This window comes from Dickeya sp. MK7, from assembly GCF_000406305.1.
Lineage (GTDB): Bacteria > Pseudomonadota > Gammaproteobacteria > Enterobacterales > Enterobacteriaceae > Dickeya > Dickeya fangzhongdai.
Map to the genome: position 1 here is coordinate 1,537,775 of NZ_CM001984.1, position 17,335 is coordinate 1,555,109.

Annotated in this window: 6 protein-coding genes; all 6 read left to right on the forward strand. The window is 61.7% G+C overall.

Features of this window, described 5'->3' with window-relative positions; genetic code table 11:
* The first annotated feature begins 43 nt into the window (after window positions 1–43).
* The gene (locus DXXMK7_RS06860; protein ID WP_231348849.1) at window positions 44–6,943 is read left to right on the forward strand and encodes a type I polyketide synthase; all 6,900 of its coding nucleotides are present in this window, start codon (window positions 44–46) and stop codon (window positions 6,941–6,943) included.
* A gap of 145 nt (window positions 6,944–7,088) precedes the next feature.
* Window positions 7,089–11,405: a beta-ketoacyl synthase N-terminal-like domain-containing protein gene (locus tag DXXMK7_RS06865; RefSeq protein WP_038918429.1), complete on the forward strand. Its 4,317-nt coding sequence runs from the start codon at window positions 7,089–7,091 to the stop codon at window positions 11,403–11,405.
* Window positions 11,406–11,407: 2 nt separating this feature from the next.
* Entirely contained in the window at window positions 11,408–14,416 is a 3,009-nt protein-coding gene (locus tag DXXMK7_RS06870; protein ID WP_038918430.1) for a PfaD family polyunsaturated fatty acid/polyketide biosynthesis protein, read from the forward strand.
* Entirely contained in the window at window positions 14,413–15,180 is a 768-nt protein-coding gene (locus DXXMK7_RS06875; RefSeq protein WP_038660411.1) for an SDR family NAD(P)-dependent oxidoreductase, read from the forward strand. The genes DXXMK7_RS06870 and DXXMK7_RS06875 overlap by 4 nt, the downstream gene beginning before the upstream one ends.
* Window positions 15,181–15,271: 91 nt before the next feature.
* Window positions 15,272–16,522: a thioester reductase domain-containing protein gene (locus DXXMK7_RS06880; protein ID WP_049842684.1), complete on the forward strand. Its 1,251-nt coding sequence runs from the start codon at window positions 15,272–15,274 to the stop codon at window positions 16,520–16,522.
* A 36-nt stretch (window positions 16,523–16,558) separates the two neighbouring features.
* The gene (locus DXXMK7_RS06885; RefSeq protein ID WP_038918432.1) at window positions 16,559–17,332 is read left to right on the forward strand and encodes an amidohydrolase; all 774 of its coding nucleotides are present in this window, start codon (window positions 16,559–16,561) and stop codon (window positions 17,330–17,332) included.
* The last annotated feature ends 3 nt before the right edge of the window (window positions 17,333–17,335 follow it).

The window sequence follows — 17,335 nt, forward strand, 5'->3', positions numbered from 1 at the left end:
CACGCCTTCGTGTAAGAGGGAATATATGTTAGGGAAAGATATATTGAACCTGAATAATGGGTCGAGTGATATTGCGATTGTCGGAATGGCCAGCCATTTCCCCGATGCCGCCAGCCTGCATGATTTTTGGCGCAATATAAATGGGAAAAGGAGTTCCATTACCGATATCGATACCCTGCCGGGAGACGATTATTGGTATAAAGACGATTTTTATCACCCCGACCCTACGCAGGCGGATAAAACCTACGGCTACAAGGCCGGTTTTATTCAGCCGATTGATTTTGACCCGGTGGAATTTAAGATTCCGCCCGCGATTGTCGACTCTATCGGCACCGCGCAGTTATTTGCGCTGTACGTTGCCAAACAGGCGATGGAGGATGCCGGTCTGGTTGGGGACGGCAGCTCGGTTGACCGCGATCGTATCGGCGTGATTCTGGGCGGGAGCGGTAACGGTAATACCTCATTCTCGTTGGCGGCCCGTCAGCAAGCGCCTTATCTGCGCCGCATCATGGTCAAGTCCGGGCTGTCGGAAGCGGTTGCCGATGACGTGATTAACCGCGTTCACGACCTGTATCTGGAATGGAATGAAGATAGCTTCCCCGGTTTTCTGGGCAATGTGGCCTGCGGTCGTATCGCCAGCTACTTTGATCTCGGCGGCACCTCCTACATGGTGGATGCGGCCTGCGCCAGTAGCCTGGCCGCTATCAAGTCGGCGGTGGGCGAACTGCAATCCGGCAGCTGCGACGCGGTGCTGACCGGCGGCGTCAATCTGGAGAACTCGGCCTTCTCGTTCCTGTGCTTTAGCAAAACCCCCGCACTCTCCAAAAGCAACCTGTCGCGCCCGTTCGATCAGCAGTCGGATGGCATCATGCTGGGGGACGGCGTCGGGATGCTGGTGCTAAAACGCCTGGAAGATGCCGAACTGAACGGCGATCGGATCTACGCGGTGCTGAAAGCGGTGGAAGCGTCCAGCGACGGGCGGGCGAAAAGCATCTTCGCGCCGCGTTACGAAGGGCAGGTAAAAGCGATTCATCGCGCCTACCAGCGTGCCGGGATCGCGCCGTCGGATATCCAACTGGTGGAGGCGCACGGTACCGGCACGGCGTCTGGCGATAATACCGAACTGAAAAGCCTCGGCGCGGTGTTCGGCGAGATGGCGCTGGCGCCCAAGTCGATCGCGCTTGGCAGCGTTAAGTCGCAAATCGGCCATACCCGCTGCGCAGCGGGCGCGGCGTCGATGATCAAGGTGGCGATGGCGTTATCCCACAAGGTGCTGCCGCCGACCATCAACGTCGAACAGCCGTGTGACGCGGTGGCCGACAAGCACTCGGCCTTCTATGCCAATACCGATGCGCGCCCCTGGCTGCGTCCGGCGAATAATGCCCCGCGTCGCGCCGCATTGAGCGCTTTTGGATTTGGCGGCACCAACTTCCATGCGGTGCTGGAAGAGTATGAGCGCGAGCCGCAGGGGCGCTACCGTCTCAACGACCTGCCCGCTACGCTGCTGTTCCAGGCCGAGACGCCCGATGCGCTGCTGACCGTCTGCCAGGCGGCTGCGGCGCAGGTTGCCGCGTCGTCGCCGGACATCATGTTGCGCGAACACCTCCGACAGCAGGATCCGGAAGCGTTGCCGGCGGCACACGCCAGACTGCTGTTTGTGGTGGAGGATGCCGGACAGGTGGCGTCGTTCCTTGATTCGGCGATCAAACAGCTCTCCCGTCAGCGCGAACAAGGGTGGGAGCATCCGGCCGGTATTTACTATCAGCCGCGCGCGAAGGCGACGGCGGGAACGGTAGTCGCGATGTTTCCGGGGCAGGGCTCCCAGTATGTCAACATGGGGCGCGGCGTGGCCGTGGATTTTCCTGAACTGCGCCAGACGCTGGAAACGCTCGATACCCTGGCGCAGGACGACAACCTGCCCGCGCTCTCTCCGGTTATCTACCCGATTCCAGTATTTAACGATATTGAACGGCAGAAACAGCAGCAGCGCCTGACGGAGACCGCCAACGCCCAGCCGGCTATCGGCGCCATTAGCGCCGGTTACTACAATTTGCTGAAAAACATCGGATTCAAAGCGGATTTCTTCTGCGGTCATAGCTACGGCGAGGTTACCGCGCTGTGGGCCGCCGGCGCATTGTCGGACGATGATTTTTACCGGGTGTCGCTGGCTCGCGGGCAAGCGGCGGCGTTAGCCAGCAAGCCGGGGGATAATCAGGATGCCGGCGCGATGCTGGCCGCGTCGCTCAGCGCCGCCGAGCGTGAAGCCATTCTGGCCGCGTATCCGGATATCGTCATCGCCAACGACAACTCGTCTTCTCAGGTGGTATTTGGCGGCGCCAGCGATCAGATCCGCCAATTGCACCAGCAGTTGGAAGCGAAAAAAGTCCATTGCCGCCTGTTGCCAGTCTCGGCCGCGTTTCATACCCGCTACATCGCCGCCGCGGCAACGCCGTTTCGCCAGAAGCTGGCGGCGGTGAGTTTTCAGGCCCCACACGGCGCGCTGTATTCCACCGCGCTGGCGCAGGCTTATCCCGATACGCCGGCGGCCATCACCGAGGTGCTGGCTAACCAACTGATTCAGCCGGTGCTGTTCCGCCAGACCATCGAAGCCCTCTATCAGCAAGGCGGGCGGCTGTTTATCGAGATTGGCCCGAAAGGCGTTCTTGGCAAACTGGTGGCGGATATTCTCAAGGATCGGCCGCACAGCGTGGTGTCGCTCAACACCAGCGACAAGGGTGAAGAACGCGTACAGCTGTCCCGGGCGATTGCGCGTCTGGTGGCTGAAGGGCTGCCGCTGACCGCTTTCGATCGCTATGCCCGTCCGGCGCCGCTGCCGTCGCGTAAACGCAGCAGCGTCAGCGTGCGCTTGAACGGCGGCTTTTTCCTGTCGGCGAAAAACCGCGCCCGTCGCCAGAATGCCCTGCGCGATGGCGATACCCGCGTGGTGGATCAGTTCATCGCCCAGCGCGCCGCCGTTGCTACCCCGCCGAAAGCGGATACCCGTCCCAGCGCCAATGTCAGTCCCAGTGCCGATGTGTTAAAGACCGAGGTTTTAAAGGCAGACGTTCTAAAAACAGATGCGTTAAAAACAGCGGCTCCCCAAACAGCGGTGCTACCGACCGAGACGTTGAAGACCGGCATCGGCCCGTCGGCAACATCTGTACCCGCCCCCCAGGCGCCTGCTTCAAGGACGCAGGAAACAGGAAAACCATCTTTACCTACCTCAGAGAGAGATACTGTAATGGAAAACAAGGCTCCCTTGACGCACAGTCACGATAACGGCAATTTGCACGGCCTGCTAACTGCCCAGCAGGTGATGAGTCAACTGCATCAGCAATTCCAGACCAACCAGAAGGAGTACATCTCGTTGCTGGAGTCGTTGCTGAACAAGCAGTTCACATTGCTGGACAAATACCCCGATCACCAGAACCTGCCGCATATGCTGACCAGTCTGGGCCAGAGCGTTCAGTTGCTGAACAAAAATCTGGAGCTGTACCACGCCAATCATGAGCGTTATTTCGCCACCCAGCAGGATCTGTTTGACGTAAACGATAATCACAATGCGGTCTTGCAACCTCGTCGTGCGGTAATTGCCGCGCCAGTATCAGGGAATAACGTCCTGTCCGTCACCGCCGTTCCGGTAACGGCGCCCGCGGTTGCCGCGCCGGTGCCGGCGGCTGTTGTAACGCCGGTTGTCGCCAGCGCGCCATCGCTGCCTGCCATCCCCGAGCCGGTGGTGACGGCTAGCCCGGCGCCGGTCGCCGCACCCGCCGCCGCACCGGCTGCGGTTCAGGACAGCGCGCCGGTTGTTGCGGCTGCCGCTGCGCCAGCCGCCGCCACTGCGCCAGCCGCTAAGGTGCTGACGGCGGAAGAAGAAGAGCAAGTCGCCCGTTTTGAGGCGATCCAGGTGGCAGAGATCACCGCCAAACTGATTGCGATCGTCAGTGACCGCACCGGTTATCCGCAGGACATGATTGACGGTGAGATGGATCTGGAAGCCGATCTGGGCATCGACTCCATCAAGCGTCTGGAAATCTTCGGCGCGATGTTCGATGCCTTCTCCGCTGATGCGGGCGTCTATCACGACGCTTCCAAGAACAAAGATCTGGAAACGCTGGATATCGAAGCCCTCAGCAACATCAACAAAATGTCCGATTTCTTCATGGGCATGATCGCGGAAATTATCGCCGATATTCGCGGCGGCGGAACGCCAGAGGGTGAAACCGAGTCGGCGCGCGAGTTCTTCGTGGAAGACAACCTGCGTGAATCGGAAGCTAAAGACGGTCGCGATACCGGTTCTGAGGCGACGCTGCGTTCGCTGGGCTTTGTCACCACCACCACGGTGGACAATACGGTAAAAAAGCCGCTAGCTGAATCACGCGCTACTGGTGTGATTCAGCCGACCACAGCTCAATTCGCCGCGTCTACCGTTGACGCCGCGATCGTCGAAACGCCGGTTGCCGACACGCATGGCGTCGGGCGTTATGACGTCGTTCAACAGCCGTTACCGTTGCCGGATCGCCTGCCGCAGGCGTTTGCGGCAACGCGAACCTGGCTGGTTGTCGACGAAGAGGGGCAAACGCCGACGGCGTTATTGCAGCAACTGGCGCAGCACGGTCAGCGTACCGTATGGATGACGGTGTCGCCGGCCGCGCCGAAAGGGAAAAAACGCAAGAAAAGCAGCGCCGCGCTGACGCTGGTCCAGCCGGACGAGGCGGCGCTTGACGACGCCATCACCACGCTGGAGGCGCAGCATGGCGCCATTGGCGGCGTGATTTACCTGCAGGCGGCGCGCCCGGCGGTCAAACAGCTGCGGGACGTGTTCCGGCCGCAGGACTACAGCGCCGTCGAGACGCTGTTCCTGCTGGCCCGCCGCCTGCAACCGTCGCTGACTCAGGCCGACAACGGGTATTTTCTGGTGGCGGCGCGCGGGGACGGTGAACTGGGCACCGCACAGCGTCAGATGCTGCCGGTGATGACCGGCGGCGTTACCGGCCTGACTAAAGCGCTGAATATCGAATGGAAATCGGTATTTTGCCGCACGGTGGATATCGCCGCGTCGCTGGGCGACGAGGCGGTGGCGCGCATCGTCTGCGAAGAGTTGCAGGATAGCAACCAGACGATCGGCGAGGTCGGTCGGCCCGCGGGCGGCGAGCGCATGACGCTGGCATTACGCCCGGCCGCCGCCGCGCTGACGGCGGGCGAAAGCGCGGTGACGGCACAGGATGTGTTCGTCGTCACCGGCGGCGCCAGAGGCATTACCGCCGGCTGCGTGCAGGCGCTGGCGCAGGGCGTACCCGCCACGTTCATTCTGCTGGGCCGGACCGACATCGACGCGCCGCTGCCGGAATGGGCGGTGGGCGCCCAGACGCCGGAGGCCAGGAAGGCCGCGGCCATCGCCAGCCTGCAACAGCAGCATGTGCAGCCGACGCCGGTGAAAATCAGCGCCATGTTGAGCGGACTGGAGCACAACGACGAGGTGCGCCGAACGTTGCTGGCTATCGAACAGCACGGGGCGAAGGCGGTGTACCGCCAGTGCGATATCACCAACAGGGAACAGCTTGCCGCTATTCTCGCCGACGTCGCGGCGCAGTATGGCGCCGTGACCGGCATCATTCACGGCGCGGGCAATCTGGCTGATAAACGCATCGAGAAGAAGACGCTGGGCGACTTGCGTTCGGTCTTCGACGTCAAGGTGCGCGGGCTGGAAAACCTGTTGCAGGCGGTGGAGCCCAGCCAACTGCGCCAGGTAATCCTGTTCTCGTCGGTGTCGGGGTTCTTCGGCAACGCGGGGCAGACCGACTATGCGCTGGCAAACGAGATCCTCAACAAGTTCAGCTGGCTGCCGCTGGCCGGGAAGCATCGTCCGGTATTGCGCGCCATCAACTGGGGACCGTGGGACGGGGGGATGGTCAACGACACCCTGAAGCGGGCTTACGATGCGCAAAACATGATCATCATTCCGGCGGCGGAAGGGTATCGCCGCTTCCTGGATGAGTTCCGCGATGGCGCGACCCGGCAGGTCGCCATTGGCGGCGCCAGTTACCGGGCGGTGCAGACGGTCAAAGCGCTGGGGCCGGGGGAAACGGTACAGCGGCATCTGCTGGCGCAGCATAACCCGTTCCTGCTGCACCATGTCATCAACGATAAGCCGGTACTGCCCGCCACGGCGGCGATTGCCTGGATGGCGCACGTCGCCGCGGAACGTTTCCCCGGCTATCGGGTGACCGCGGTGGACGCCTTTTCGGTACTGAAAGGCATCGTGTTTGACGGTAGCCAGCGCGAGGACTGGCAGGTGCAGTGGCAGCCCGCCGCCGGCTATCAGCCGGGCGATGAGGCGCTGGCGCTGGAGATGGTGATTCTCAACGATCACGGCGAGAAACACTATCAGGCGAAACTGACGCTCGGCATCAAGGCGCCGGCTTCGCAACAGCAGCGGGTGACGGTGGATCTGAACCAGCGAACCGGGCTGGAGCAGCCGGTGTACGGCGATATGCGGCAGGGCAGCCTGTTGTTTCACGGCGAAGCGTTCCGCGGCATTCACGAACGGGTAAGCATTGACGATGAAAGCCTGACGCTGTTCTGCCGGCTGCCGGAGGCGACGACCGCCGGGCAATTCGCCACCACGGCGTTCGATTTCTTCGTCCATGACGTCGGCCTGCAACTGCCGTTGATGTGGCTGATGCTGCGTTCCGACAAGGCGGGTTTGCCGTCGGCCATTGGCCGCATTGAACATCTTGCGCCGGTACCGGCCGGTGTGCCGTTCTTTGCCTCGATGCGTATCGTTAAACAAACGCTGTCGTCGTTTATTACCGATATCGTCCTGCATGATGAACAGGGGCATATTTACAGCCGGTTAAGTCAGGTGGAATTTACCGCGTCATCAGCATTAAGGAAATTATTCTGCTATTCGCAGGCCGAGAGCGTCATCGCAAATAAATGACCGTTTAATTAAATCGAGCCAACCGGTTCCTGAATAGATACCCAATAGATTTCGAGTTGCAGCCAAAGCGGCTGCGACTTAAAAGATGAAGGGCATGCGCGAGCATATTCAGGATCCCCGGCTGATATTCAGGAGTGATGTTTTCATGGAACCGATAGCCATCGTTGGGCTGGGATGCCTGTTTCCTGGCGCGGATAACCCTATGGCGTACTGGGAAAACCTATGCCGGCAGAAGGATAGCGCCTCGCCTGTGTCCGAACAGGAGTTGGGAACGTCGCCGGATAATTATTATCATCCGGTGCCAGGCACTGCCGATAAGATTAATTACAATCGCAACGGTTATGTCAGAGATTTTATATTTAATTCCGAGGGGTATTATTTATCGCCCGACGAATTGAATTCTCTGGATGCATTATTTAAATGGACCCTGTATGCCGCAGAACAGGCGCTGAGTCATAGCGGGTATCGCCATAATGAAGCACTCCTGAAAAAGACCGGGTTAATTATCGGTAATATCGGCATGCCGACGCATGCGGTAAAACGTTTGATGACGCCTTTTTATCATCAATTGCTGCAGCCCTATATTCAGACGCTGCTCCATCGCCCGGATTTCCGGTTTGACGCTATCTGGCCGCCGGCCGCGTATGATGACGCCAACCTGATCACCGGCGGCCATAACGCCACCGTGGCGGCGCTGGCGCTGGGGCTGGCCGGGCCGAGCTTCGCCCTCGACGCCGCCTGTTCGTCGGCGCTGTACGCCATCAAACTGGCGTCGGATTATCTGGAAAGCGGCAAGGCCGACCTGATGCTGGCCGGGGCGGTGTGCCACGCCGATCACATTTACATCAATCACGGCTTCAACGTGCTGCAGGCGTTCCCCAAGCAGGGGATCTCGATTCCGTTCGACCGCGCCTCGGAAGGGCTGAAGGCCGGCGAGGGCGCCGGTATCGTCGCCCTGAAACGTTACCGCGATGCGGTGCGTGATAACGATACCGTCTACGCGGTGATCGAGTCGGTCGGGCTGTCCAATGACGCCGGCGCCAAGCACATGCTGGTGCCGGATATTCAGGGGCAGCGCACCGCGCTGGCGCGCGCCTATCCGGACGGCGATACCCGCATTGACTATCTGGAATGCCATGCCACCGGCACCCCGGTCGGCGATCAGGTAGAGCTGGCGTCGGTGGAAGGGTTCTTCGCCGCCCACGGCGCGCTTCCGCTGATCGGCGCCAACAAGGCCAACAACGGCCACATGCTGACCGCTTCCGGCATGGGCAGCCTGCTGAAGGTGGTGTTGTCCCTTAACCACGGTCAGATCCCCGCGACGCCCGGCGTAACCGAGCTGGTCAACACCCCGGAAGGCAAACTGACGCTGGACCATGTGGTGCGCAGCACCCGCGCGTGGCCCGCCACCGGCAGGCCGAAGCGTGCCGGCATCAACGCCTTTGGCTTCGGCGGGGTCAATGCCCATCTGGTGGTGAGCGAAGACCACGCCGGGTTGCGCGCCCGGCATGCCGCGTCATCCCCGACGGCGCAGGTCCAGCAACCGCTGGCGTTGGTCGGCATCGGCGTACACCTGGCGCATACCCAGCAGAGCGAACAACTGGCGCAGGCGCTAAAACAGGGCGAGCAGTTCTTTACCGATCTGCCGCGCACCCGCTGGATCGGCATGGAACAGCGGCCGGACGTGCTGGCGCAGCGCGGGGTGTCTCAGCCGCCGCAGGGCGCTTATATCGAACGTTTCGACTTTGACTGTAAACACTTCAAGCTGCCGCCGAATGTGGTTGGCCCGCACCTGTTGTCGCATCTGTTTCTGCTGCCGGTGGCCGAGCGCGCCTTTCTGGACGCCGGTTATGCGTTGGACGGCAGCCGCCGCAATATCGCGGTGATCGTCGCCGGCGGCGTGGACTACGGCTGTCTGCGCTATCAGGCGCGCAATGAAATCGGCTGGCAACTGGCGCAAAGCCTGCAACGTTGCGGCATCTCGCTGTCTGGCGATGATCAGGCCGCGCTGGAAAGCATCGTGCGCGACGGGCTGTTTCCGGCGCCGTACCCGGAAGGGATTACCGGCGGCATCGGCAATATCGTGGCGTCGCGGCTGGCCGCTCACCTGCGGCTTAACGGGCCGACCTTCTCGTTGTACAGCGAGGAGAGCGCGCCGTTCAAAGCCATCGAACTGGCGCAGTTCATGCTGGCGCGCCAGCAGGTGGACGCGGTGCTGATCGCCAGCTGTAGCTTTGCCGGCGGCGTGGAAAATGTCCTGTGGGACCACCAATCGTTGCAGGCCAATCAGGATGTGGGCGACGGCGGCGGCGTTGTCGTACTCAAATGCGAGCAGGATGCGCTGCGCGACGACACCGCGATTTACGCGCTGGTGGACGGCCTGGCGATCGCCCATGCGCCGAACCGTTCGCTGCCGTTCAAGCCTGCGGTACAGACGCTGGCGGAAAACATGACCGCCGCGCTGGCCGCGGCCGGATGCGACGCGCATCAGGTGGCGTATGTGGAAGCGTACGCCGGCGCCCGCCCCGGCGAGCTGGAGGCCGAGTGCGCGGCGCTGCGTCAGGCTTACCGCACCGAAGATCGTGCCACGCCGCTGACGCTGGGCACGCTGAAAGCGCATTACGGGCATTTGTCCGCCGCCAGCGGGTTGCTGGGGATCATCAAAGCCGCGTTGCAGCTGTCGCAGGCATACCTGCCGGGGGTGCCGGACTTCACGCTGGCCGAGCCGCTGCGCGCCGCCGCCTCTGTACCAGGGCTACAGGTACCGCGACAGGGGGCTGACTGGCCGACGTCGGCGCAGGGACCGCGTCGGGCGGCCATCAGCCACATCGGCGTCGATCGCGCCTATAGCCATCTGATTCTGCGCGAGCCGACCCAGGGGCGGCGGGCCAGCGCCGGTCATATTGCGTCGCCGGCCAGCGTATCGCTGAATGTGAGCGTCTTTACCGGCCGCGATAAGACGGTGGAAGAGATTGTACTGAGCGAGGCGGCGATCGCTCGTTTTGCCGCGCTGGCGGATAACGCGCCGGTTACCCGGCTGCCGCCCGTCGCGCTGAGCGTCACCTCGCGGGTGCCGCATGACACCGCGCACCAGTGGCGTCACGCTTACACCCAACTGCGTTATCTGACGCTGGAAAACACCTTTCACCGGCTGATCGCCCGCCAGTTGGGCGTCGAGCTGGCGCCGTCCGCGCCGGTGCGCCCGCGCCCGGTGCTGGATTATCAACAGCTGCTGGAACTGACCGACGGCAGCATCGCCCGTGTGCTGGGCGAAGCATATCAGGAAGCGGACAGCTACCCGATCCGTACCCGTATGCCGTCGCCGCCTTACCTGTTCGTGTCGCGCATAACCGCGCTGTCGGCGCAAAAAGACCGGCTGGAGCCGGGTTTTATCGAGTGGGAATACGATATTCCCCCCGACGCCTGGTACGTGGTGGACGGCAAGGCCCCGGCGTTTATGTCGCTGGAGTCGTCTCACGCCATGATCGTGGCGTTTACCGTCATCGGCTGCGACATGATGTTCAAGGGGCAACTGTGCTACCGCGCGGTGGACAGCCAGACCACGGTCTACAGCGAGATGCCCGTCGCGGGCGAAACCCTGCGTGGCCGCGTCAACATCACCTCGGTGGTGAAAGCGGGCGGGGTGGTGCTGATCGGTTACGAGTATTTCTGCTACGTCGATGACCGGCTGGTGTTCAAGCTGGTAGCCAACTCCGGTTTCTTCAGCGCCCGCGACATGGCGCGCGCCAAGCATCTGGATACCGCCGCCTACTTCCGCGAGACGATCCCGTCCACGCGGTTTACGCCGCCGCTGCGCTGCGACAAGACCGCGCTGTCGGACCGCGAGGTGTCGGCGCTGTTGCAGGGCGACGTCGCCGCCTGTTTCGGCGCGGCCTACGCCCGGCCGGGAATCGGCCACATCTGCAACCCGCACACCCGCATGCTGGACCGGGTGGTGTCGATGTCACGCGACGGCGGCGCATTCGGGCTGGGCGAGATGCTGGGCGAGGTGGATATCGACCCGGATCACTTTGTGTTCAAAGCACACTTCAAGAATGACCCGGTCATGCCCGGCACCTTCCTGGTGGAAGGGTGCGAGCAGATGGTCAAGGTGTTCCTGCACTATCTGGGGCTTAACTCGCAGCCGCACCTGACGCCGCGCACGCTGTGCGACCACCACTACAGCGCCCGATTCCGTGGTGAAGTGAAGTGCGAGCGCGACGTACTGCGCTACCGGCTGACCTGCAAATCCGTCAACGCCCGCTACGCGGCGGATGGACACACGCTGGAAGACATCGCGCTGACGTTCATTGTGGAAATGCTGTATCGCGGCAATGTCATCGGGCTGTGCGACAACCTCGGCGCCGGATTCAGCCGTGACGCGTCGGACGCCGCCGCCACCCACCCTCACACCACGCCGCTTCAGGTTGACGCGGCCGAACCGATAAGCCAGGGAAGCTGACTATGAGTACACAACACAATACGGCCAGTTCGTCGGCTGTCGCGGGCAAGCCCTTGCTGGGCGGCGAGGCGCTTTACGCGCTGGAAACGCCGCTGGCGGTGGTGGAGTACGACCGCGACGTGCGAATTGAAGCCGGTCATGCCGCGCCGTCAAACGGGCGACTGATTGGTCTGCTGCCGCCGATGGGGGCCGACCGTCTGGGCGACCGGCAGTTCCAGCGCGACTATGGCGTGCGTTTTTCCTACTACGCCGGGGCGATGGCGAACGGCATCCACTCCAGCGACATGGTGGTGGCGCTGGGGCAACAACAGATTCTGGGGATGTTCGGCGCCGGGGGGTTAAGCCTGGAGCGCATCGCCGCCGAGCTGGAGCAGATTCAGCGCCAACTGCCCGCCGGGCCGTTTGGCGTCAACCTGCTGCATAACCCCGGCAACCCGGCGTGGGAGATGGGCTGCGTTACGCTGCTGATCGAACGCCAGGTGCGGGTGATCGAAGCTTCTGCCTACATCAACCTGAGCGCCGCGCTAGTGTACTACCGCGCAGCCGGGCTGACGCGCGGGGCTGATGGCCGTATCCAGCCGCGAAACCGCATTATCGCCAAGGTGTCCCGCCGCGAGGTGGCGCAGCACTTTCTGCGCCCGGCGCCGGAAAACCTGCTGAAAAAGCTGCTGGATGACGGGCTGATTACCGCGCAGCAGGCGGAGCTGGCGCGTCAGGTGCCGATGGCGGACGACATCACCGTGGAAGGGGATTCCGGCGGTCATACCGATCAAGGGCTGCTGGCGTGTATTTTCCGCTCGGTGGTGGCGTTGCGCGATGAGATGCAGGCGCAGTCCGCCAGCGGCTGGCGGGTGCGCATCGGCGCGGCCGGCGGCCTCGGCACCCCGCACGCGGTGCTGGCGGCGTTTGCGCTGGGCGCGGCTTATGTGGTGACCGGGTCTGTCAATCAGGCCTGTGTCGAAGCCGGCACCTCGGATGCGGTGAAACAGATGCTGGGCAAGGTACAGATTGGCGATGTCGCTACCGCGCCGTCCGCCGACATGTTCGAGCTGGGCGCCAAAGTGCAGGTGATGAAGCAGGGCAGCATGTACGCGGTGCGCGCCCAGAAGCTGTACGCGCTGTACAAGCAGTACGACCGGCTGGAAGACATCCCCGCCGAGGATGTCGCGCAGATTGAAAAACAGATCTTTCACCAGTCGCTGGCGCAGGTCTGGCAGCAAACGGTGACTTACTTCGAGCGCAATCACCAGCCGCAGGCGATCGTCAAAGCCGAACAACAACCGAAGAAAAAGATGGCGCTGATTTTCCAGTGGTATCTCGGTCAGTCGTCCCGCTGGGCTATCAATAGCGAGCCGTCGCGCCAGCTGGACTATCAGGTCTGGTGCGGGTCGGCGATGGGCGCGCTCAACGAATGGCTGCGCGGCTCGGCGCTGGAAGACGTGGCGCATCGCCGCGTCGGCGACATAGCGGTACTGCTGATGCAGGGCGCCGCTTACCTCAACCGGGTGACCGGGCTGTCGGCGCTGGACATCGCGCTGCCCGACACGCTGCAACGGTGCACCCCCGACGATCTTCAACGCTGTGGCGTCAGCGCCATCGCGGAATCTCAACCGACGCTGTCATTTCAACCACAAACAGGGAGTACCAAGATAATGGATGCGGAAACCAAACTGACGTTAGACCAATCCAAAGAATTCTATAAAAAATGCTGGGAGCTGATCCCGGGCGGGACCCACTACAACTTTGGCGATCCGGAACGCCCGCTGGTGATCCCCTTCAATCGCGGCCGTAATTCGCGGGTGTGGGACCTGGACGGCAACGAGCATCTGGACCTGTTCTGCAAGTTTGGCGCCCTGATTACCGGTCACCATAACGAGGCTTACAACGAGGCCCTGATCAATTACATGCACAAGGTCACTTCGGTCGATACCTGCGATCTGGAAGTGGAGGTGTGCGAAACGCTGATCAAACACATCCCCTGTGCCGATATGGTGCGCTTTTGTCTGAGCGGGACCGAAGCGGTGCAGAACGCGCTGCGTCTGGCGCGCGGCTTTACCGGCAAGACCCGCTTCATCCGTTTCCACGGCCACTATCACGGCAACGCCGACAACATCATGGGCTGGCGCAAAAAGCAGGACCTGAGCTGGCCGGTGCCGGAGCAGTTCAAGGGCGACCTGCTGGATACCTGGGGGCGCGCTCCCGGCGCGATTGAAGACCAATCGTTCATGCTGCCGTGGAACGACATTGATGTGTTGACCGCCACCATCGAGCGCTATCACGGCGAAATCGCCGCGGTGCTGATGGAACCGTTGTGCATCAACGGCGGCGGTATTTTCCCACGCGAAGGCTACCTGGAGAAAGCCAAGGCGCTGTGCGAGAAGTACAACATCGTGCTGATTTTCGACGAGGTGATCACCGGGGTGCGCGTCGGTCTTGGCGGCGCGCAGCAACTGCTCGGCGTCACGCCGCACCTGGCCACCTTCGGCAAGGCGCTGGCCGGCGGCTCCATGCCGGTTTCCGCGATTATGGGCCGTCGCGACATCATGAACCTCTACACCCGCGGCAAGGTGATCCACGCCGGTACCTTCAACGGTTACCCGCTGGGGCTGGCGGCGGTGAAAGCCACCTACGACCTGATCGAACAGGACCCGGGCTGCTATGACCGCATGGCCGACGTGATGCGCCAGATCTCCGGCGCATTCGTCAAAGCCGCCGAAGCCGTGGATTTGCCGCTGGTGATTCAGGGTATGCCGACCGCGCTGGTCTACCACTCGCAGTCCACGCCGGTAGACCGCTCCGAAGGCTACAGCGACAAGGTGAAATTCTGCGACATCATCATCCGCGAAATCTCCAAACGCTATGGCATCCAGTTCTCCCCGTTGTCGCGCATGTACTCCAACCTGCTGATGTCGCAGGACGATGTGCGCTTCTTCGAGGAACGCATTTTTGACGCGATGGAAAACGCCCGCAAGGTCATCGACATCACCTTTAAAGAGGGGGTGGAAGCATGAGCCAGCAGGTCGCGGTTATCACCGGCGCGGCCGGCGGCTTTGGCGCGGCCATCACCCGCACCTTGCTGGATATCGGTTATCAGGTAGCGGCGACGGACATCAGCGCATCACGGCTGGAGCAACTTCACCAACAACTGGGGCAGCCCGAGGGGCTGCACCGGTTCACGATGGATGTCACGCAGTTTGATTCGGTCAACGCCGCGGCGCAAACCATCGCCGGGCAACTGGGATCAACCATCACGGCGCTGGTCAACAACGCCGGGGTGATCGAGCGCAGTTACTGCCTGTCGGCCCGCGGTCTGCGCGATACCGAAAAGGTGATGGCGGTGAACCTGACCGGCGCCTTCAACTGCACCGAAGTGTTCGCACGTTACATGGCGCGCCTGAAGTACGGGCGCATCATCAACATCGCCTCGGTTGCCGGCATCTGGGGCGCGGCGGGCGGTTCAGCCTATGCCGCCTCCAAAGCCGGGCTGATCTCCGCCACCGAGTCCTGGGCGCGAGAGCTGGGGCCGATGAATATCAGCGTCACCGCCATTGCTCCCGGTATCTGCCGCACCGAGATGCTGGCGAAGTTTGTCGACCCGCACATGATTGGCTCGCCGGAGGAAGACAAGATCATCCGCAGCATTGTGCCGGTCGGGCGTTGGGGCACGCCGGACGACGTCGCCGAAGTGGTGGGGTTTCTGGCCAGTTGCAAGACCAACTACCTCAACTCCACGGTGATCCCACTGGACGGCGGGATGCGGGTCGGGACGCTATAGGCCGGCGTCATACAACCACAAACCACAGTTATGCGTATGTCATGCGCGTGTTTTGACGGCTTTTTTTGATGGGAATAACGGGAGGTCATTTATGTCAGCAGGGAGCGTATCAACAGGGGTCGCGCCAGCGGTAAAAAACCTGTTTCTCACCGGGGCGACCGGTGTGCTGGGCGGGCGGTTATTACTCGAAATCCTGACCGCCACGTCAGCCAATGTGTTTTGTCTGGTGCGCGCGGACTCGGTAGCGCAGGCCAGAGCGCGGTTGGAAAGCGTCCTGTTTTCCTATGACGTCGAGCGGACCAGCGCCGGGCAACTGGAGCGGCTGATTCCGGTGTTGGGGGATGTCGCGCAGACGCAACTGGGGCTGAACGCGCAGGATTATCAGCGGCTGCAGGCCACGACGGATCGGGTGCTGCACTGTGCGGCCAACGTCAGCCTGGTGGCGTCCTACGGCAAACTGCAGCCGGTCAATGTAAAAGGCACCCAGCAGGTGATTGATTTTTGCCTCGGCGGCGACATTCCGCTGCTGTACGCCTCCAGCTTCAGCGTGGTGGGCGACAAGCTGTATCAGGACGGATTCGAACTGCAGGAAACCGACCTCGATTTCGGGCAGAACTACCGCGACATGGACTACGAGCGTTCAAAATACGAAGCGGAAAAGGCGGTGCATCAGGCGGGAGAGCGCGGGTTGCGCTGGGCTATCGTGCGCCCCGGCAATATTTGGGGCGACAGCGCCAGCGGCCGTTATCCGCTTAACGAAACCCGCGTCAAAGGTATCTATTACGAGATGATCAAATCGCTGGTGGAAACCGGCCTGACCTTTCGTTCTTCGGAAGATTTCGACATCACGCCGGTAGACTATGTGGCAAAGGCGGCGCTGTACGCCAGCCTGCACAGCGATGACTTTCACGGCAAAACCCTCAATCTGACCAACCCGGAACCGATCACCTACGACGATATCGTGATCGCGCTGCGGGAATTCGGTTACCAACTGGACGTGGTCATCAACGAAGACTACTTCGAAGCCCTGACGCAAAACCGCATGTTGCGCGACGGCAAACCCTATCGTTCCTCGTTCACCGACCTGATGGCGCTGTTTTACAGCAGCGGCGATATCACCGAAAAGGCCAAATACGCCACCCGGCTGACCCGGCAGTGGCTGGCGGGCAGCGGCATTGTCTGCGCCGCCTGCGACCACACATTGCTGTTCCGCTATTTCAATTACCTGATTGAGGAAGGATTTATCGTGCCGCCCGAACAGCAGCGCGTGCGGGCGACGATTGTCGAGCACACCCGCCAGAGCAGTTTCCTTGAACAACTGTTCGATGCCGACCTGCGTTAGTTGCGCGCCCAGTCATTTTATGGAGGAAAGATAAATATGAAGGATTTGACACTGTCGCTGGTCCAGATGGACATCGTGTGGGAGCAGGCGGCGGCTAATCGTCGCCGGGTGGAAAAATTGCTGAAGCAGTGCCAGGGCAGCGACGTGATCGTGCTGCCGGAAATGTTCACCACCGGATTCAGCATGAAGCCCAAAAGCATTGCCGAGCGCATGGAAGGGAAGACCCGGGACTGGATGCAGAAACTGGCCGCCGAATATCAGGCGGCGATAGTCGGCAGCGTGATCATCGAAAACGACGGTCATTACTACAACCGGCTGCTGTGGGTCACCGAAGAGTGTGTGCAGTACTACGACAAGCGGCATCTGTTTACCTATGCGGGCGAGCATCAGGAGTACACCGCCGGCGAAGTACAGAGCATTGTCGACCACAACGGCTGGCGTATTGCGCTGTTCATTTGCTATGACCTGCGTTTCCCGGCCTGGTCGCGCAACCTGAACGGCAAATACGACGCCGCCATTTATATCGCCAACTGGCCGGCCGGTCGTTCCCACCACTGGCAAACCCTGCTGCCGGCCCGCGCCATCGAAAACCAGAGCTACGTGATCGGCGTCAATCGCGTCGGTCAGGACGGTAACCAACTGAACTACAGCGGCAACACCATGCTGGTGGATCCGCTGGGGGAAACCCTGTTGAACGGGGAGCCGCAGGAAGCGGTATTCACCGTCACCCTGTCGCGCGAGCACCTGCACGGCGTCAGAGAACGGTTCCCCTTCCTGAAGGATGCGGATCAATTCGAGTTCAGACAATAACGT

Coding starts and splice junctions, on each gene's coding strand:
- DXXMK7_RS06865 (WP_038918429.1), top strand. CDS start 7,089: ATGGAACCGATAGCCATCGTTGGGCTGGGATGCCTGTTTCCTGGCGCG.
- DXXMK7_RS06870 (WP_038918430.1), top strand. CDS start 11,408: ATGAGTACACAACACAATACGGCCAGTTCGTCGGCTGTCGCGGGCAAG.
- DXXMK7_RS06875 (WP_038660411.1), top strand. CDS start 14,413: ATGAGCCAGCAGGTCGCGGTTATCACCGGCGCGGCCGGCGGCTTTGGC.
- DXXMK7_RS06880 (WP_049842684.1), top strand. CDS start 15,272: ATGTCAGCAGGGAGCGTATCAACAGGGGTCGCGCCAGCGGTAAAAAAC.
- DXXMK7_RS06885 (WP_038918432.1), top strand. CDS start 16,559: ATGAAGGATTTGACACTGTCGCTGGTCCAGATGGACATCGTGTGGGAG.